Origin of the sequence: Streptomyces olivochromogenes (assembly GCF_021538895.1) — a bacterium.
GTDB classification, from domain to species: domain Bacteria; phylum Actinomycetota; class Actinomycetes; order Streptomycetales; family Streptomycetaceae; genus Streptomyces; species Streptomyces olivochromogenes_A.
Genome location: NZ_JADDRL010000053.1, coordinates 31981 through 49103, shown reverse-complemented (window position 1 = coordinate 49103; position 17123 = coordinate 31981). Strand labels below are relative to the sequence as shown.

Annotated in this window: 15 protein-coding genes; 3 read left to right on the top strand and 12 right to left on the bottom strand. The window is 72.3% G+C overall.

Annotated elements, in window-relative coordinates; all coding sequences use genetic code 11:
- The first annotated feature begins 77 nt into the window (after window positions 1-77).
- Window positions 78-734 carry a zf-HC2 domain-containing protein gene (locus IPZ69_RS25605; RefSeq protein ID WP_235456813.1) on the top strand — a complete coding sequence of 219 codons (657 nt, stop codon included), beginning with the start codon at window positions 78-80 and terminating at the stop codon, window positions 732-734.
- Window positions 735-1104: 370 nt separating this feature from the next.
- On the opposite strand, the gene IPZ69_RS25600 is transcribed toward IPZ69_RS25605, so the two are convergent.
- The 3 genes from IPZ69_RS25600 to IPZ69_RS25590 are packed head-to-tail and all read right to left on the bottom strand — an operon-like array spanning window position 1105 to window position 6021.
- Complete coding sequence (locus IPZ69_RS25600) at window positions 1105-1968, bottom strand: Fpg/Nei family DNA glycosylase (protein WP_235456812.1); 864 nt, start codon at window positions 1966-1968, stop codon at window positions 1105-1107.
- A 31-nt stretch (window positions 1969-1999) separates the two neighbouring features.
- Window positions 2000-4090 carry a SpoIIE family protein phosphatase gene (locus IPZ69_RS25595; RefSeq protein ID WP_235456811.1) on the bottom strand — a complete coding sequence of 697 codons (2091 nt, stop codon included), beginning with the start codon at window positions 4088-4090 and terminating at the stop codon, window positions 2000-2002.
- Between the two features lie 59 nt (window positions 4091-4149).
- The gene (locus IPZ69_RS25590; RefSeq protein ID WP_235456810.1) at window positions 4150-6021 is read right to left on the bottom strand and encodes a DUF6777 domain-containing protein; all 1872 of its coding nucleotides are present in this window, start codon (window positions 6019-6021) and stop codon (window positions 4150-4152) included.
- A gap of 162 nt (window positions 6022-6183) precedes the next feature.
- On the opposite strand from IPZ69_RS25590, the gene IPZ69_RS25585 reads away from it, so the two are divergent.
- The gene (locus tag IPZ69_RS25585; protein ID WP_235456809.1) at window positions 6184-7605 is read left to right on the top strand and encodes a lipase maturation factor family protein; all 1422 of its coding nucleotides are present in this window, start codon (window positions 6184-6186) and stop codon (window positions 7603-7605) included.
- Between the two features lie 30 nt (window positions 7606-7635).
- On the opposite strand, the gene IPZ69_RS25580 is transcribed toward IPZ69_RS25585, so the two are convergent.
- Genes IPZ69_RS25580 through IPZ69_RS25545 form a run of 8 tightly spaced genes read right to left on the bottom strand, consistent with a single transcriptional unit; the run spans window position 7636 to window position 15409 of the window.
- Window positions 7636-8472 (bottom strand): amidohydrolase family protein, encoded by an 837-nt coding sequence (locus tag IPZ69_RS25580; protein WP_235456808.1) that lies wholly within the window; start codon window positions 8470-8472, stop codon window positions 7636-7638.
- Window positions 8469-8783: an L-rhamnose mutarotase gene (locus IPZ69_RS25575; RefSeq protein WP_235456807.1), complete on the bottom strand. Its 315-nt coding sequence runs from the start codon at window positions 8781-8783 to the stop codon at window positions 8469-8471. The genes IPZ69_RS25580 and IPZ69_RS25575 overlap by 4 nt, the downstream gene beginning before the upstream one ends.
- On the bottom strand, window positions 8780-9748 hold the full coding sequence (locus IPZ69_RS25570) for an aldo/keto reductase (protein WP_235456806.1): 969 nt from the start codon (window positions 9746-9748) through the stop codon (window positions 8780-8782). Before IPZ69_RS25570 ends, IPZ69_RS25575 begins: the two co-directional genes overlap by 4 nt.
- On the bottom strand, window positions 9745-10500 hold the full coding sequence (locus IPZ69_RS25565) for an SDR family NAD(P)-dependent oxidoreductase (RefSeq protein WP_235456805.1): 756 nt from the start codon (window positions 10498-10500) through the stop codon (window positions 9745-9747). The genes IPZ69_RS25570 and IPZ69_RS25565 overlap by 4 nt, the downstream gene beginning before the upstream one ends.
- Complete coding sequence (locus tag IPZ69_RS25560; protein ID WP_235456804.1) at window positions 10497-11837, bottom strand: L-fuconate dehydratase; 1341 nt, start codon at window positions 11835-11837, stop codon at window positions 10497-10499. Before IPZ69_RS25560 ends, IPZ69_RS25565 begins: the two co-directional genes overlap by 4 nt.
- 38 nt (window positions 11838-11875) lie before the next feature.
- The gene (locus IPZ69_RS25555) at window positions 11876-12901 is read right to left on the bottom strand and encodes an ABC transporter permease (RefSeq protein ID WP_235456803.1); all 1026 of its coding nucleotides are present in this window, start codon (window positions 12899-12901) and stop codon (window positions 11876-11878) included.
- Window positions 12894-14396, bottom strand: a complete 1503-nt coding sequence (locus IPZ69_RS25550; RefSeq protein WP_235456802.1) for a sugar ABC transporter ATP-binding protein — start codon at window positions 14394-14396, stop codon at window positions 12894-12896. Before IPZ69_RS25550 ends, IPZ69_RS25555 begins: the two co-directional genes overlap by 8 nt.
- Entirely contained in the window at window positions 14393-15409 is a 1017-nt protein-coding gene (locus IPZ69_RS25545; protein ID WP_235456800.1) for a sugar ABC transporter substrate-binding protein, read from the bottom strand. Before IPZ69_RS25545 ends, IPZ69_RS25550 begins: the two co-directional genes overlap by 4 nt.
- A gap of 275 nt (window positions 15410-15684) precedes the next feature.
- Between IPZ69_RS25545 and IPZ69_RS25540 the strand changes: the two genes are divergently transcribed.
- Window positions 15685-16386 carry a FadR/GntR family transcriptional regulator gene (locus tag IPZ69_RS25540; protein ID WP_235456798.1) on the top strand — a complete coding sequence of 234 codons (702 nt, stop codon included), beginning with the start codon at window positions 15685-15687 and terminating at the stop codon, window positions 16384-16386.
- A gap of 9 nt (window positions 16387-16395) precedes the next feature.
- On the opposite strand, the gene IPZ69_RS25535 is transcribed toward IPZ69_RS25540, so the two are convergent.
- Window positions 16396-16863 (bottom strand): DUF4231 domain-containing protein, encoded by a 468-nt coding sequence (locus tag IPZ69_RS25535; protein ID WP_235456797.1) that lies wholly within the window; start codon window positions 16861-16863, stop codon window positions 16396-16398.
- Window positions 16864-17123 lie beyond the last annotated feature (260 nt).

Sequence of the window (17123 nt, the reverse complement as noted above, 5' to 3'; positions counted from 1 at the left end):
AGTGATTCGGCTGTCTGGTGCGTACGGGTGGGAGCAAGGAGTAACAACACCCACACCCTTCGGCACGAGGATTCGGCATGAGGTCCCTGGAAAGGCATGGCGACGTCGGCGCATATGCGCTCGGCGTGCTGGACGAAGCGGAGGCGTTCCGTTTCGAGGACCACCTCATGGAGTGCCCTCGCTGCGCGGCGCACGTGACCGAATTCGGCCCCACGACACGGCAGTTGATGCTGTACCGGCGGGCCACGCCGCGCTTCGTGCACCCCATGACCCAGCCCGGTCCCCGGCTGCTGGACAGTCTGATGGGCGAGGTGGCGACGCGGCACCGGGCCCGCGGCCGACGCTTCCTGTACGGCCTGGCGGCCTGCGTGGTGCTCGCCGTGGCCGGTGCCGGGATCGCCGTGCAGACCGCCGGCACGAGCGGCGCGCCCGGCTCCGTCACGGCGGCGACCGACCCGAAGTCGGGCGTATGGGCGCAGGTCAGAACGCTGGACGCGGACTGGGGCAGCCAGCTGGAGCTGCGGGTGAAGGACGCGAAGGGCCCGCACTCCTGCAACCTCGTCGCCGTCGGCGACGACGGCTCGGAGCAGATCGTGGCCAGCTGGGCCGAGACCGGACACGGTTCCGGGGCGATCACCGTGCGGGGCGGCTCCGCGATGCACTCCGACGAGATCGACCGGTTCGAGGTGCGCACCACGGACGGGGATCACCTGGTGACGCTGGACACCGACTGACGACACCGGCCGACGGGAGCCGGCGGTTGAAGCGTGGATCACGCCGTTGAAACGTCAATCACGTTGCCCGGCAACGGACTTGCCAGATTTGCCACCCCACGGCCCCGGGCGAGTTCGCGCAGTCCGTCAAAGGCCACGGAGTGCTCCCACTCCTCATCACCGCCCTGGTCACCGCGGCGGCGGCCCTCCCCCTCGGGGCTCTCGCCCGGCGCGGCTGAGCGCGCAGCGCACGCGCTCCACCCAGTGGGCGAAGACCACCACGCGTTCCATGACCTCGGTGGCGAGGCGCTGCGCGGTCCCGGTCCTCGTCCTGGCCGTGCTCTGGAGCATCGCCTACAACATCGTGAGCAGGCAGTGGTGAGCACTCGGGCTACTTCAGCAGCCGCGACATCCTGCGGTCCGCCAGCGGTTTGCCGCCCGTCTGACAGGTCGGGCAGTACTGCAGCGAGGAGTCGCTGAAGGACACCTCGCGGACGGTGTCGCCGCAGACCGGGCAGGGCTCGCCGGTGCGGCCGTGGACGCGCAGGCCGCTCTTCTTCTCCGCCTTGAGGCGTCCGGCGGCGAGACCGCGGGAGCGCTCGACCGCCTCGGTGAGAGTGGTGCGCAGCGCCGCGTAGAGGCTCCGTACCTCTTCCGGGGTGAGGGAGGCGGCGAGCTTGAAGGGGGACATCCGCGCCGCGTGCAGGATCTCGTCGCTGTAGGCGTTGCCCACCCCGGCGATCAGGCTCTGGTCGCGCATGGCTCCCTTGAGCTGACGCCGTTCGTCCTTCAGCAGCGCCGCGAACCGCTCCTCGTCGAAGTCGTCGGCGAGCGGATCCGGACCCAGCCGGGCCACGCCCGGCACCTCCTGGGGATCCCGTACGAGGTACACCGCGAGCCGCTTCTGCGTGCCGGCCTCCGTCAGGTCGAAGCCCGCGCCGGTCTCCAGGGCGACCCTGAGCGCGAGCGGGCCCTTGCCGGGGCGCGGCGGGCCGTCGGGCAGCCGGTCCTTCCACTGCAGCCAGCCCGCGCGGGCCAGATGGGTGACGAAGTGCAGACCGGAGTCGCCCTCGATGTCGAGGAACTTCCCGTGCCGGCGCACACCGGTGACCGCGCTGCCCTCGAAGGCGCCGACCGGGGGGTCGTACGTCTTCAGGACGCTGATCGCCACGGGCAGCACCCGAACGACCTCGTGGCCGACGAGGTTCTCGGTGAGGAAGTCCTTGAGCGCTTCGACCTCGGGCAGTTCCGGCATGGGTCCAGAGTGCCATCCGGGGCCCCTGGGGTCAGCGGCGCTCGGTCATCAGGAACTCGCACCACACGCACTTGCCGCCGCCCCGCGCCTCGACCCCCCACACGTCGGTGAGCCGGTCGACGAGCAGCAGGCCCCGCCCGGAGACGCCGGACTCCCCCGCCTCCCGGCGGCGCGGCAGGGCGCTGGAGGAGTCCTCGACCTCCACGCGTATCCGGTGCTCGGTGCCGGTGAGCACCCTGAGGGTGACGATCGCGGAGCCCTCGGTGTGCATCAGGGCGTTGGTGATCAGCTCGTCGGCGACCAGCTCGATCTCGTCGGCACGGTCCCGGGCGCCCCAGGCGCGGACCGCGGCGCGGATCATGTGCCGGGCCAGCGTCAGGGCCTCCGGGTCGCCGGGGGTCACGTGCTGCTGGAGCCGGCCGCCGGTCCGTACGGTGTCCAGGACCCGGCGGCGCAGCAGGAGCAGCGCGACGTCGTCGTCGCCGCCGCGTGCCTCGGCCACCTCGATGAGGCGGTTGGCGAGTCCGCGCACGTCGTCCGGGCCCTCGGCGATCACGTGCGTGAGGGCCAGCACGCCGTCGTCGAGGTCGACGCCGGGCTGTTCGACGAGGCCGTCGGTGCACAGCAGCAGGGTCTGGCCGGGGTCCAGTTCGAGGGTGGCGACCGGGTACTCCAGCCGACCGAACTCCGCGGACAGGCCGAGCGGCAGTCCGCCGTCCACGGGGACGCGGCGGCAGCTCCCGTCGGTCGCCCGGATCAGCGGGTCGATGTGACCGGCGCGCACGACCTGGACCACGCCGGTGGACAGGTCGGCCTCGGCGTACAGGCAGGTGGCGAACCGGTCGGTGTCGAGTTCGTGCAGGAAGACGGAGGCGCGGGCCATCACGGTGGCCGGGGTGTGTCCCTCGGCGGCGTAGGCGCGCAGCACGATGCGCAGCTGGCCCATGACGGCCGCCGCGTGCGTGTCGTGGCCCTGGACGTCGCCGATCACGGCGCCCACCCGGCCGCCCGGCAGGGGGATCAGGTCGTACCAGTCGCCCCCGATGTCCCGGCCGGGCGAGCCGCCCCCGGCGGAGGCGGAGCGGTAGCGGACGGCGACGTCGGCGCCGGGGACGCTGGGGATGGTGCGCGGCAGCATCGCCTGCTGGAGGCCCTGGGCGAGGTCCTTCTCCTGCTCGTAGAGCATGGCCCGCTGCAGGCTCTGCGCGATGCTGCTGCCGAGCGCGACCAGGACGGTGCGCTCCTCGTCCGAGAAGCCGCGCCGGTCGCCGTAGAGCAGGCCCATCGCGCCGATCGGACGGGCCTGCGCGATGAGGGGCAGGTAGGCGGCGGAGGTGATGTTGAGGTCGGTGATGTGCGGCCAGAGGATCGGATAGCCCTCCGCGAACTCCTCCGGGGACTGGATGAAGCGCGGGGTGAGCGTGCGGACGACCTCGCCCATCGGGTAGGGCTCTTCGATCCGGGTGACCCGGGTGCCGGGGACGAAGCTGCCCTCGGGTCCCTCGGCGACCAGCCGGATCCGGCCGGCCTCCACCAGGCCCATGACCAGGCTGGTCGCGCCGAGGTGCCGTACGCCGTGGGTGTCCTTGAGGACGTCGATGACGTCCTGCACGCTGCGGGCGTGGGAGAGGGCGGCGGTGATGACCTGCACGACGTTCGTCTGCCGGCGGACGCCCGCCTCCTGGGCGGCCCTGAGGCTGCTCGCCTCGATGTCCTTCAGCTCCTGGGTGGCGTCCCGGACGATGCCGATGACCCGGCGGGGCCGGCCCGTCTCGTCGCGCCGGATGTAGCCCTGGGTGTGCGTCCAGCGCATGGTGCCGTCGCGGCAGCGGATGCGGAAGTACGCGCCGTAGTTCTCGCTGCCGTCCTTGATGGCCTGGGAGACCACGGCGTCGAGCCTGCTGCTCTCCGGCTGGGGCACCCGCAGAGACAGGCTCTCGGGGCGTCCGTCGTACTCCTCGGGGAGGATGTCGAACACCTCGTGCGCCTGGGCGTCCATGTGGAAGAGACCGGAGTCCAGATCCCAGTCGAAGGTGCCCATGCGATTGAGCGCCAGGATCGGATCCGGGTGCGCCGGCCAGTCCTCCTGGACTGACAGGGCGGTCACTCCCCGATCAGTCATGGGGCCACCTTGCCAGGATTCGCCCGATTCTTCGACCGGTGTTGACGGCACGTTCGCACTCAACCGCCGATGTCGCCGCTGGGGCCGCCCAGGCGGCGCGCCGCGTCGCCCTCCGGGACGAGGCCGCCGCCGTCGCCGGTGGCGTCGGGAGCGTTGGGGACGGTGGGGGCGTCGGGGACGATGCCGGGGTCGACGGGCAGCGCCGGGAACGTTCCCTCGGCCGGGCCGGTGCCCACGACGGCATCGGGCAGACCGGTGTACGGCTCGGGGGCGCCGGCGATCCGGCCCGGGACACCGCCGAACTGGTCCAGGACTTCGCCGTTCCGGCCGGGGACACCGTCCAGCTGGCCAGGGACTTCGCTGTTCGGGTCGGGGACGCCGCGGAACTGGTCCAAAGCTCCGCTGGTCCGGCCCGGGACACCGCCGAACTGGTCCAGGACTTCGCCGTTCCGGCCGGAGAGACCACCGAACTGGTCCGGGACTCCGCCGATCCGGTAGGGGACACCGCTGAACTGGCCAAAGACTCCGCCGAACTGGTCGGGCAGGACGCTGCCCTGGCCGGGAAAGCCGTTGCCCGGGTCGAGTGCACCGAATCCCGGGTCGAGCGCGCCGCTCCCCTGGTAGGTCAGGCCACTGCTGCCCTGGCCGGTAAGGCTGTTCCCTTGGCCGGTCAACCCGTTCCCCTGGCCGGTGAGACCGCTGCCCTGCCCGGTCAAGCCGTTCCCCTGGCCGGTCAAGCCGCTGCCCTGTCCCGTCAGCCCGCTCCCCTGCCCGGTCAAGCCGTTGCCCTGCCCGGTCAAGCCGCTGCCCTGCCCGGTCAGCCCGCTCCCCGGAGGGACCACGCCGCCCGAGTCGGCCCCGCCGGTCTTCCCGGCCCCGGTGCCGGAGCCGGCTCCCGTGCCGGTGCCCGTGTTGGTCCCAGGGGCGATGGCCGCGGCCGTAGGGGTCGGATGGTTGCCGGGGCGGGCCGTGGGGGCCGCGGAGGGAGCGCAGTCCGTGGTGCCCGCCGGGAGCGCGGGGGCCGCGACGCCGCCGATCTCCGGCTTGGTGGTCCTCGGGGCGGTGCAGCCCGCCGGGGCGGCCGAGGGGCCGACGTCCGGGGTCGCGTCGGAGCCGGTCTCGTAGGGGTCCGGTTCCTCGGTGGACTGTGTGTCCGGCGGCGGTACGACCTGGTCGCGGGCGACGTCGTGGCCCGTCCGGCGTTCGATCCAGGTGCGGCTGCCGAGGTCGATGAGCGTGAGGCTGGTCATGACCTGCGGCGCCGGTGTCACCTCGACCACGTCGGCGGGCCGGTAGCCGGCCCAGGAGCTCCCGCCGGTGCGGGCGCCGCCCCCGGTCGCCTCCGGCGCCTTCAGCGGGTTGCCGCAGGTGCAGCGGACACGGGGCATGCCCCGGTCGTCGACGAGGACGGCGGTGCCGGCCTGCAGCACCGACTGGAACGAGGCCGCCCGCCCGTCCCGGTAGCCGTGGCTGGTGACGCGGGTGTCGGCCCGCAGCACGACCGGGGTCAGCCCCCGCAGGTAGGCGGGGATGGTCTCCTCCGAGATGCCCTCGGCCTCGGCGAAGGCGCGGCGCTTGGACCGGTCGGCGGTCAGATAGCCGATCTGCCGTTGCACGTCGCAGCTGCCGACCCGTGCGATGCCGCTGTACAGGCCGGGGGTGCCGCCGGACAGGGTCCGCATCCCGGTCACCGGCACGGAGGTGTCCCCCGTGGCGTCCTCGGACCGCGGCGTCCGGTTGTCCGCGGTGGTGGCCGTGGAGCCGGTGAATGGGTCGGGGCCTTGGGCTCCGACCGGCTGCAGGAGGAGTTCCTCGCTGGTCTCGCTGTCCTGGTCGCCGCCGGCGGCGCATCCGGCGACGAGGAGCGCCGCCGAGAGCGCGCCGGCCGCGACGATGGTTCCGGTGGGTCTCCGCACCGCGTTCTCCGACATCGTCTCGACCGATCCATCTCGGGCACGTTCGTCACTATTGTCTGCTTGGCTTTCTCGGGTCACGCAAGCGGAAGGGAGGGGTACACAGAGTGACGGGCCCCTTCGGCGTCCCTTCGGCGGCCCGCGCCACCGGCGCCACAATGGAGAAAGGAGCGCACGACCGTGGACTGGTTCACCGCACCCGACTACTGGTGGAGCCGGCTGATCTTCCAGCGGGCCCTGGCCGGCGTGTATCTCGTCGCGTTCCTGGCGGCGGCCCTCCAGTTCCGTGCCCTGCTCGGTGAGCGCGGCATGCTGCCGATCCCCCGCTTCCTGGCGCGGGTGTCGTTCCGGAGTGCGCCGAGCCTGTTCCACCTGCACTACTCGGACCGCTTCTTCGCGGCCTGCTCCTGGGCGGGTTGTGCCGTGTCGGCGGCCCTGCTGGCGGGTCTGGACGGCCAACTCCCGCTGTGGGGCGGGATCCTGCTGTGGCTGGTCCCCTGGGCGCTGTACCTGTCGGTCGTCAACGTCGGCCAGACCTGGTACTCGTTCGGCTGGGAGTCGCTGCTGCTGGAGGTCGGCTTCCTCGGCGCCTTCCTGGGCAACGACGCGGTCGCGCCCCCGGTGCTGGTGCTCTTCCTGCTGCGCTGGATCCTGTTCCGGGTCGAGTTCGGGGCCGGTCTGATCAAGATGCGGGGCGACGCCTGCTGGCGGAAGCTGACCTGCCTGTACTACCACCACGAGACCCAGCCGATGCCGGGCCCGCTGAGCTGGTTCTTCCACCATCTGCCGCAGCCGCTGCACCGGGTGGAGGTGGCGGCGAACCACTTCACCCAACTCGTGGTGCCCGTCCTGCTGTTCACTCCGCAGCCGATCGCCACGGCCGCCGCCGCCCTGATGATCGTCACCCAGCTGTGGCTGGTGCTGTCCGGCAACTTCTCCTGGCTGAACTGGATCGCCATCGTGCTGGCCCTGTCGGCGCTGCGGATCCCGGCCGCCGCGCCGTCCGCGCCCGCGGCGCCGCTCTGGTACGAGATCGTGGTGTGCGCCGTCGCCGCGCTGCTGCTCTTCCTGAGCTACCACCCGGTGCGGAACATGATCTCCCACCGCCAGGTGATGAACCGCTCCTTCGACCCCCTGCACCTGGTGAACACCTACGGCGCGTTCGGCAGTGTCAGCCGCGTCCGGTACGAGGTGGTGGTCGAGGGCACGCTCGACGACGTACCGCGCGAGGACGCGGACTGGCGGGAGTACGAGTTCAAGGGCAAGCCCGGCGATCCCCGGTACTGGCCGCGCCAGTTCGCCCCCTACCATCTGCGCCTGGACTGGCTGATGTGGTTCGCCGCGCTGTCGCCCATGTACGCCGAGTCCTGGTTCGGCGGCCTGGTGGAGCGCCTGCTGGAGAACGACCGCGACACGCTGCGGCTGCTGCGCCGCTCCCCGTTCCCGGCCGAGGAGCCGCCGCGGTTCGTCCGTGCCCGTCTCTTCCGCTACCGCTACACGACCTGGCGGGAGCTGCGGGAGACGGGCGCGTGCTGGCAGCGGACGTTCGTACGGGAGTACCTGCCGCCGACCCGGCTGGCGACGCGGGTGCGGCGGCTGTGAGCCCCGCCCGGGTTCCGGGCAGTGGTCCGGTCAGAGGTAGACGCGGGTGGCGGTGCCCTCGAAGACCTGGGTGCGTTCGGCCTCACCGAGACCGGCCGTCAGCTCGTGCGCGGCGGCCAGCACGTCCGCGTAGGTCGCCGCGAGCGTGCACACCGGCCAGTCCGAGCCGAACATCAGCCGCGCGGGGCCGAACGCGTCCAGCACCACCTCGGCGTACGGGCGCAGGTCTGCCACCGTCCAGGAGGCGAGGTCCGCCTCGGTCACCAGGCCGGAGAGCTTGCAGACGGTGTTGGGGAGCGCGGCCAGGGTGCGGACGGCACGCGCCCAGGGTTCCCGCGCGCCCGAGGCGACGGGCGGCTTGCCCAGGTGGTCGAGGACGAACGTGAGCCCGGGCAGGGACGCGGCCGCCGCGGCGCAGGCCGGCAGCTGGTGGGGCAGGACGACGAGGTCGTACACCAGCCCCGCGTCGGCCACGGCGGCCAGTCCCCGGCGTACGTCCGGGCGCAGCAGCCACCGAGGATCGGGCTCGCCCTGGACCTGGTGGCGGATGCCCTTCAGGTAGCGGCCGCCGGGGAGTTCGCGCAGCCGGGCCAGCTCGTCGGACACGTCGGGGCGGGTGAGGTCGGTCCAGCCCACGACCCCGCCGATCAGCTCGTGCTTCTCCGCCAGGGCCAGGAACTCCGGGGTCTCCTCCGCCACGGTGACCGTCTGTACGAGGACCGTGCGCCGGACTCCGGCCGGGCGGGCCTCGGCCTCCAGGTCGGCGACGGTGAAGTTCCGCCGGAGCGGCCGGAGTTCGGGGCCGGTGATCCAGTCCTGGTCGCGGACGGAGAGGTCCCAGACGTGGTGGTGGGCGTCGACGGTCACGGCAGCTCCCACACGACGGGCAGCACGACGCCCGCGCCCTCGCCGGAGTAGTCGTGCACCACGTCGAGGAGTTCCGCCATCCGGGCCTGCCAGGCGATGTTGACCGGCAGTCCCTCCAACTCGGCCAGGAGGCGGGCGTAGTCGGCGCACTCCAGGAGGTGGAAGAGGTCGGTGCCGCTGCGCCAGATCGTCCAGGAGGTGGCGCCTGCGGCGCGGATCGCGTCGGTGAGTTCCTTCGGGACCTCGCGGTGGGCGGCCTCGTACGCGGCGACGCGGTCCGCGCGGACCTTGGTGTGCAGGGCCACTCTCATGACGGCTCCTCGGGGGGCAGCAGGCCGGTGTCCCGCAGTTCCTGCCAGAGCGCCGCGGGGATCGGTGTGGTGAACTGCTCGGCGCAGTCGCGGACTTCGGCGGCCGAGCGGGCCCCCACCAGCACGCTCGCGACGGCCGGGGGCGCGGCGCAGAAGGCCAGGGCGGCGGCGCGCAGGGTGATGCCGTGCCGGTCGGCGACCTCCTTCATGCGCAGGGCCCGCTCCAGCAGGTCGGCGGGCGCTTGTGTGTAGTCGTACGTCGCGCCGGGTCTCGGGTCCGCGAGCAGCCCGGAGTTGAAGGCACCGCCGACGACGACGGACACGCCCCGTTCTTCGGCCGCGGGCAGCAGTTCGGTCCGGGCGCGCTGGTCCAGCAGGGTGTAGCGGCCCGCGCAGAGCACTACGTCGACATCGGTGTCGCGGACGAACCGGGTGAGCATCCCGGCCTGGTTCATGCCCGCGCCGATCGCGCCCACGACCCCCTCCGAGCGCAGCCGCTCCAGGGCGGGGTAGCCCTCGCGGAAGGCCTGCTCGGCGTGGTCGTCCGGGTCGTGGAGGTGCACGACGTCGACGTGGTCGAGGCCGAGCCGGTCCAGACTGGCCTCCAGGGTGCGGCGGATGCCGTCGGCGCTGAAGTCCCACACCCGGCGCTGTGCGGCGGGCACGGCGAAGCCGTTGGCCAGGTCGTCGCCGCCCTCGGACGACGGCTCCAGGCGGCGGCCCACCTTCGTGGCGACGGCGTACTCGGAGCGGGGGAAGGCCCGCAGGGCGGCGCCCAGGCGCCGTTCGGACAGCCCGAGGCCGTAGTGCGGGGCGGTGTCGAAGAAGCGGATGCCGCTGCGCCAGGCGGCCGTGACCGCCTCGTACGCCTGTTCCTCGCCGACCTCGGTGTACAGGTTGCCGATCCCGGCCGCGCCGAAGGCCAGCGGGCTCACCCGGACGCCGCTGCGGCCCAGGGTGTTCACCGGCCCGCCGGGCGGAGCCTGAGGCCCTGCATGCCGCCGTCGACAGCGAGGGCGGTGCCGGTGGTGGCGCCGGAGAGGGGGCTCGCCAGGTAGGCGATGGCGCCCGCGACCTCGGCCGCGGACACGAGCCGTCCGGTGGGCTGCCGGGCCTTGAGGGCGGCCCGTTCGGCGGCCGGGTCGGGGGCGGCGTCCAGCAGACGGCCGATCCACGGGGTGTCCGCCGTACCGGGGTTGACGCAGTTGACGCGGATGCCCTCGCGGACGTGGTCGGCGGCCATGGCCAGGGTCAGGGAGTACACGGCGCCCTTGGTGGCGCTGTAGAGGGCGCGCTGCGGAAGTCCCGCGGTGGCGGCGATCGAGCAAGTGTTGACGATCGCCGCGTGCCGGGAGCGGCGCAGGTGGGGCAGGGCGGCGCGGGCGGCGCGGACCATGCCGAGGACGTTGACGTCGAAGACCCGGCGCCATTCCGCGTCGTCGTTGTCCTCGACGGTGCCCTGGGCGCCGATGCCCGCGTTGTTGACCAGGACGTCGAGGCCGCCGAGGTCCTCGGCCGCCCGCGCGACGGCGGCGCGCACCGACGCGTCGTCGCCGACGTCGGCGCGCAGGCCCAAAAGGGGCTTGTCCACCGTCGACGGGTCCAGGTCGAGGACGGCGACCCGGGCGCCGCGCTCGGCGAGGAGTTCCGCGGTGGCCCGGCCGATCCCGCCGGCGCCGCCGGTCACCAGGGCCGTCAGGCCCTCGAAGTCGCTCATGCCGCCTGTCCCTTCCGCGTCTCGGGGTCGGCGGCCCAGAAGGTGCCGCCGGGGAACGTGTAGCGCGCGATGGACTCGGGCCGCATGGCGGCCGAGAAGCCCGGCGCGGTGGGTGCCGTGTAGTGACCCTGGCGGATCACCACCGGGTCGAGGAAGTGGTCGTGCAGGTGGTCGACGTATTCGATGACCCGGTCGTCGGTGGTGCCGGAGACCGCCAGGTAGTCGAACATCGAGAGGTGCTGGACGAGTTCGCACAGGCCGACGCCGCCCGCGTGCGGGCAGACGGGGACGCCGAACTTGGCCGCGAGCAGCAGGATGGCGAGGTTCTCGTTGACGCCGCCGACCCGGGCCGCGTCGATCTGCACCACGTCGAGGGCACCGGCCTGGAGCATCTGCTTGAAGACGATGCGGTTGTGCACGTGCTCGCCGGTGGCCACCTTGACGGGCGCGACCGCCTTGCGGATCACCGCGTGGCCGAGGACGTCGTCGGGGCTGGTGGGCTCCTCGATCCAGTACGGGTCGAACTCGGCGAGGGCCCTGGTCCAGCGGATCGCCTCCTCGACGTCCCAGCGCTGGTTGGCGTCGATGGCCATGCGGATGCCGGGGCCGACCACGGAGCGGGCGACGCGGCAGCGGCGCACGTCGTCGTCGAGGTCGGCGCCCACCTTGAGCTTGATCTGCCCGAAGCCGTCGGCGACGGCCTGGGCGGCCAGCCGGGTCAGCTTCTCGTCGTCGTAGCCGAGCCAGCCGGCGGACGTGGTGTAGGCGGGGTAGCCGCGTTCCAGCAGCCGGGCCCGCCGCTCGGGCGCGCCCGGCCGGCCGTGGCGCAGGAGCTCCAGGGCCTCCTCGGGGGTGAGCGCGTCCGTGATGTACCGGAAGTCGATCTGCCGGACGAGCCACTCCGGTTCGGCGTCGGCGAGCAGCCGCCACAGCGGCTTGGCGGCCCGTTTGGCGGCGAGGTCCCAGACCGCGTTGACCAGGGCGCCGATGGCCATGTGCATCACGCCCTTCTCCGGGCCGAGCCAGCGCAGCTGGCTGTCGCCGATCAGGTCCCGGAACAGCGTCCCGGGGTCGTCGCACAGCTCCTCGACCGTACGGCCGAGGACGTGGTCCCGCAGCGCGTGGATCGCCGCGACCTGGACATCGTTGCCCCGCCCGATGGTGAACGTGAACCCGTGCCCCTCGTGCCCGTCGGCCGCGTCGGTGCGCAGCACCACATAGGCCGCCGAGTAGTCCGGGTCCGGGTTCATCGCGTCGGAGCCGTCCAGCTCGCGCGAGGTCGGGAAGCGGATGTCGTAGGTGTCGACCGCGGTCACGCGGGCGGGGGTCGGGGACACGGAAGGCCTTTCGGTCGGTGAGGAGGTGGCGGAGCGGGTCAGTCCTGTGCCCGGCCCGTCGTCACGCGGGCGATCATGAGGGCGACCAGGATGATTCCGCCGTAGATGGCCTGGATCCAGAACGAGGGCACCTGGGCGAGGGTGAGCAGGTTCTGTACGACTCCGAGCAGGAGTACGCCGGTCAGGGCGCCGAACATGGTGCCCTTGCCGCCGTCCAGGCTGATGCCGCCGATCACCGCGGCCGCGAACACGGTGAAGATCATGTTGTTGCCCTGGTTGGCGCTGATCGCGCCGACGTAGCCGGTCTGCATGATGCCGCCGACCGAGGCGAGCACGCCCGCGACGACGAACACCCCGAGCATCACGCGTTCGACCCGGATGCCGGCCGCGCGGGCCGCGTCCGCGTTGCCGCCGATGGCGTACAGGGCACGGCCGACGCGGTGGTAGCGCAGGACGAGCCCGGCGACCGCGAAGGCGATCGCGGCCAGCCACACCGACAGCGGGACGGACAGGAAGGTGGTGGTGGCCAGGGAGTAGAAGCTGTCGGGCATGCCGAAGAGGGTCTTGCCCTTGGTCGCGCCGACCAGCAGTCCGCGCAGCACGATCAGCATGGCCAGCGTCACGATGAACGCGTTGAGCCGGAAGGTGACGACGAGGACGCCGTTGAACGCGCCGACGGCCGCCCCGACGAGGAGGACCGCGAACAGCGCGAGCGGCGCCGGGAGTTCGGTGCCCCAGCCGGACTGGGCGGACGGCAGGACGAGGAGCGCGCCCACGGCGGGCGCGATACCGACGACCGACTCCAGGGACAGGTCGAACCTGCCGGTGATGAGCACCAGGGACTCGGCGAGCACGACCATCGCGAGCGCGGCACAGGCGCCGAGGATCGAGATCAGGTTGCGCTCGGTCAGGAAGGAGTCGTTGACCACCGCGCCGAGCACCATGAGCAGCAACAGGGCCGGGACCAGGGCGAGTTCGCGAGCGCGGCGGAGCAGCACCGTCCGGGCCGCACGGGGGTCGCGGGCGAGCGGCGGGGTGAGCGGCGGGGCCTTGGTGTCAGCCATGGTCCACTCCTTCGATGGAGGCGATCAGCTCGTGGTCGCGCCAGCCCGCCGGGTGCTCGGCGACGATGCGGCCGTGGAAGAGGACGAGGACGCGGTCGCAGCGGCGCAGGTCGTCGAGTTCGTCGGAGACGACGAGGACGGCGGTGCCGTCCTCGCGGGCGTTGTCCACCCGGGCCAGCAGGGACTCCTTGGACTTCACGTCGACGCCCGCGGTGGGGTTGATCAGGACGAGCAGCCGCGGGTCACAGGCGAGGGCGCGGGCCATGACGACCTTCTGCGCGTTGCCGCCGGAAAGGTCGGAGACGGGCTGTTCGGGGCCCTCGGTGTGGATGTCGAGGCGTTCGATCAGCCCGGTGGCGACGCCGCGTCTGCGGTCGGTACCGACGAAACCGAAGCGGCCGAGCCGGTCCAGGACGGTCATCGTGGTGTTGTCCCCGACGGTCATGCCCGGGACGAGGCCCTGCTCGTGCCGGTCACGGGGCACACAGCCGACACCCGCCGCCAGCGCGGCCCGTACGTCGCCGAACGGGAGCCTCGCGCCGTCGAGTTCGGCACTGCCCCCGCTCGGGGTGTGCAGTCCGGCGAGGGACTCGGCCAGCTCGGTCTTGCCGCTGCCGCTGATGCCGGCGAGTCCGACGACCTCACCACGGCGGACGGTGAGGTCGACGTCCCGGTACGCGGCGGAGGTCAGACCGCGCACGTCGAGCACGACCGGGGCATCGGCGGCCACCGCGTCCCGGGTGTACGCCCGGTCCTCGACGGACTCGCCCGCCATCGCCTCCACCAGGGCCGACCTGGGCAGGTCGGCGACCGGAGCGGTGGTGATCCAGCGGGCGTCGCGCAGCACGGTGACGGTCTGGCAGACCTCGTACACCTCCTGGAGGTGGTGCGAGATGAACAGGAAGGTGACGCCGGAGTCCTGCAGGGTCCGCATGCGGGTGAACAGCCGCTCGATCTCGCGGTTGTCGAGCTGGGCGGTCGGCTCGTCGAGGACGATGAACCGGGCGCCGAAGCTCAACGCCCGGGCGATCTCGACCATTTGGCGGTCCTCGACCTTGAGGTCGGCGGTGCGCGCCTCGGGGTCGACACGGACGTCCCAGGTGTCGAGGAGCGCGGCCGCCTCGCTCCTCAGCCGGCGCCAGCTGATGAACCCCCGGTGCAGGGGCTGCCGGTTGATGAAGAGGTTCTCGGCGACCGTCAACTCCGGGACGACGGTGGGCTTCTGGTAGACGCAGGCGACCTTGCGGCGCCAGGCGTCGCGGTCGGCGAGCGCGGGCGCGGGCTCGCCGTCGAAGCGGACCGTGCCCTCGTCCGGTGCCTGGAGGCCGGTGAGGACGTTGACGAGGGTGGACTTGCCGGCGCCGTTGCGGCCGACGAGCGCGTGCGACTCGCCGGGCAGCACGGTGAGCCGGCCGTCGGCGAGGGCGACCGTGGGGCCGTACCGCTTGACGATGCCCCGCGCTTCCACCAGAGGCGTGATCCGGGGTGCGCTCATTGGACCGTGTTGCCCCACAGCTTCGGGTCGTCGACGTTCTCCTTGGTGACCAGCGGCGCCGGCAGCTGGTCCTCCAGGATGCCGCTGGGCAGCTTGACGATCGTCGAGCCGTGGTCGGTGGGACCGGGCTCGAACGTCTTCCCGGCCATGGCCGCCTTGATGTAGTACATGCCGTACCGGGCGTAGGCGTCGGCGGGCTGGGAGACGGTGGCGTCGATCTCGCCCTTGCGGATGGCGTCGAACTCCTGCGGGATGCCGTCGTTGGAGACGATGGCGATGTGGCCCTTCTGCCCGGCCGCCTTGAGCATGTTCTTCGACTTGAGGGTCTGCAGGGTGGGCGCCAGGTACACGCCGCCGGCCTGCATATAGATGCCCTTGATGTCGGGGTTGGCGTTGAGCAGCGTGTCGAGCTTGGAGGCGGCGGTGTCGGACTCCCACTTGGCGGGGATCTCCAGCACCTTGAGCTGCGGGTAGTTCTTCTTCACGCAGGCCCGGAAGGCCTCGGAGCGGTCCCGGCCGTTGACCGAGGCGAGGTCGCCCATGATCTGCACGACCTTGCCGCTGGTGATGTGCTTGCCGAGGTAGTCGCAGGCCTTCTCGCCGTAGGCGACGTTGTCGGCGCGGACGACCATGGCGACCTTGCCCTTGTCGGGGGCGACGTCGACGGCGACGACCGGCACGCCCTTGCGCTCGGCCTGGTCGAGGCCGGCCTCGATGGCGGCGCTGTCCAGCGGGGCGACGACCAGGCCCTTGACGCCCTGGTTGAGCTCGTTGTTGATGTCGGTGATCTGCTGCGAGGGGTCGCTGTTGGAGTTGACCGTCTTCAGCGCGTCGACGCCCTCGGACTTGGCCATCTTGGGTACGTAGTCGTTGTACGACTGCCAGAACGGCGAGGTCAGCAGGGGCAGGACCACCCCGACCTTCCCGGTGCCGCCGCTTCCCGCGCTCGCGCTGTCCTTGGTGCTGCCGCAGGCGGCGAGCACGAGCGAGGTGCCGACGGCCAGGGCCGCCATGGCGATCGTCCTGGACCGGTTCTGCTTCCACGGGTGCCTCGGGTTGCTGGGATTACTCGGATTACTCGGGTTACTCGGGTTACTCGGTTTCCGCACTGTTCTGCCGGGCATCTGGCAGCTCCTCATCGAGCGTGGTCGAGCAGTTGCCCGCATACTTATCAGACCACTCTCTCGAAACAACAGCCTCCGAACCGGAATTTCCCCGCTTCTCGCACGTAGTGGTCCGACCACCTTCATGACTAGACTGCGACGCACCCGCTGACTGGAGGAGTGGCGTGGACGAAGCAGCCCCGCAGAAGGGCACGGTGACGCAGCGCGCCATCGAGCGGATCAAGGCGATGATCGCCGAGGGCCGGCTGGAGCCCGGCGAGCGGCTGCCCACCGAGCGCGATCTGGCCGCCCAGCTGGGCATCTCCCGCAGCTCGATGCGCGAGGCGATCCGCGCGCTGACGGTCCTGGGCGTGCTGGAGGCCCGGCACGGGTCCGGGATCTACGTCACGGCGCTCGAAGCGGGTGATCTGCTGGAGACCTTCGGCGTCGTCGCCGATCTGTCCCGGGGCCCCCGTCTGGTGGAGCTGCTGGAGGTGCGCCGGGTCCTGGAGTCCACGGCGACCGCGCTGGCCGCCGCGCGCATCACCCCGGAACAACTGGCCGAAGTGGAGAAGCATCTGACGGCCATGAACGCCACCGACGACCCCGAGGAGATCCTCGCCCACGATCTGGCCTTCCACCGCGAGATCGCGAACGCCGCGGGCAATGAGACCATGGCGGCCATCCTGGACGGACTGTCCTCCCGCACCTTCCGCGCCCGAGTGTGGCGCGGCTACCAGGAGGAGGGCGCCTTCGCCCGTACCCGTCGCGAACACGCCGCCATCCACCGGGCGTTGGCGGCCCGCGACCCGGAGGCGGCACGGGCGGCGGCGGCCGCGCACGTGGGCGAGGTGGAGGAGTGGCTCAGGGCGCAGCTGGGTTCCTGAGCCGGCCGGTCAGCCTCCCGCCGCGGGCACGGGCGGTTCCGGGCGCTGCGCCTGCGACTCGGACCAGGCCCGCAGCTCGTTGGTGTGCACCTCCTCGATCACCGTCTGGAGCGCCTGCCGCGCTGCCGCGTCCCGTCCCTCCTCGGGCAGCAGGAGGTAGCGGTCGACCGCCTGGCGCAGCGTCTCGCGCGCCTGCGCGGCCAGCACCCAGCGTGAGCCGGCCCCGAACAGCTGCCGCATGCCCGTGAAGAAGACGGCGCCGCCCGCGATCAGGGCGGTCAGCCAGGCGGGAGCCCGCAGACCGGCGGCCACGACCGTCACCGAGGTGGTGGCGAGCGCGCCGATCTCGGTGACGTAGTGCAGCCGCCTGGCCCGCTCGCAGGCCATCGCGTAGAACCTCAACTCCCGCCGCGCGAGCGCCAGCAGAGGATCAGGCTCCGCGGCCCAGGACTGGTCGGGGACCCTTCTTCGTCTCATCGCCACATCATGGTGCCCACACCGACACCGGGCAAAGCGCGGGCGCGGGAGCGGGGCGGGGTCAACTCCGGCACGGGTGCGGGGCCAGCTCAACTCCGGCACGGGCGCGGGACGGACTCAACCCCGACGCGGGCGGGAGGCGGGCCCAACCCTGGCCGCAGGCGCGGGACGGGCCCACCCCCGGCACGGGCGCGAGACGGGCCCACCCCCGACGCGGACGCGAGGCGGGTCCAACCCCGACGCGGACGCGAGGCGGGTCC

What these genes read in the sequence shown, in the direction of transcription:
- IPZ69_RS25605 (WP_235456813.1), top strand. Translation starts at nt 78, where the DNA reads ATGAGGTCCCTGGAAAGGCATGGCGACGTCGGCGCATATGCGCTCGGC.
- IPZ69_RS25600 (WP_235456812.1), bottom strand. Translation starts at nt 1,968, where the DNA reads ATGCCGGAACTGCCCGAGGTCGAAGCGCTCAAGGACTTCCTCACCGAG.
- IPZ69_RS25595 (WP_235456811.1), bottom strand. Translation starts at nt 4,090, where the DNA reads ATGACTGATCGGGGAGTGACCGCCCTGTCAGTCCAGGAGGACTGGCCG.
- IPZ69_RS25590 (WP_235456810.1), bottom strand. Translation starts at nt 6,021, where the DNA reads ATGTCGGAGAACGCGGTGCGGAGACCCACCGGAACCATCGTCGCGGCC.
- IPZ69_RS25575 (WP_235456807.1), bottom strand. Translation starts at nt 8,783, where the DNA reads ATGAGAGTGGCCCTGCACACCAAGGTCCGCGCGGACCGCGTCGCCGCG.
- IPZ69_RS25565 (WP_235456805.1), bottom strand. Translation starts at nt 10,500, where the DNA reads ATGAGCGACTTCGAGGGCCTGACGGCCCTGGTGACCGGCGGCGCCGGC.
- IPZ69_RS25555 (WP_235456803.1), bottom strand. Translation starts at nt 12,901, where the DNA reads ATGGCTGACACCAAGGCCCCGCCGCTCACCCCGCCGCTCGCCCGCGAC.
- IPZ69_RS25550 (WP_235456802.1), bottom strand. Translation starts at nt 14,396, where the DNA reads ATGAGCGCACCCCGGATCACGCCTCTGGTGGAAGCGCGGGGCATCGTC.
- IPZ69_RS25545 (WP_235456800.1), bottom strand. Translation starts at nt 15,409, where the DNA reads ATGGCGGCCCTGGCCGTCGGCACCTCGCTCGTGCTCGCCGCCTGCGGC.
- IPZ69_RS25535 (WP_235456797.1), bottom strand. Translation starts at nt 16,863, where the DNA reads ATGAGACGAAGAAGGGTCCCCGACCAGTCCTGGGCCGCGGAGCCTGAT.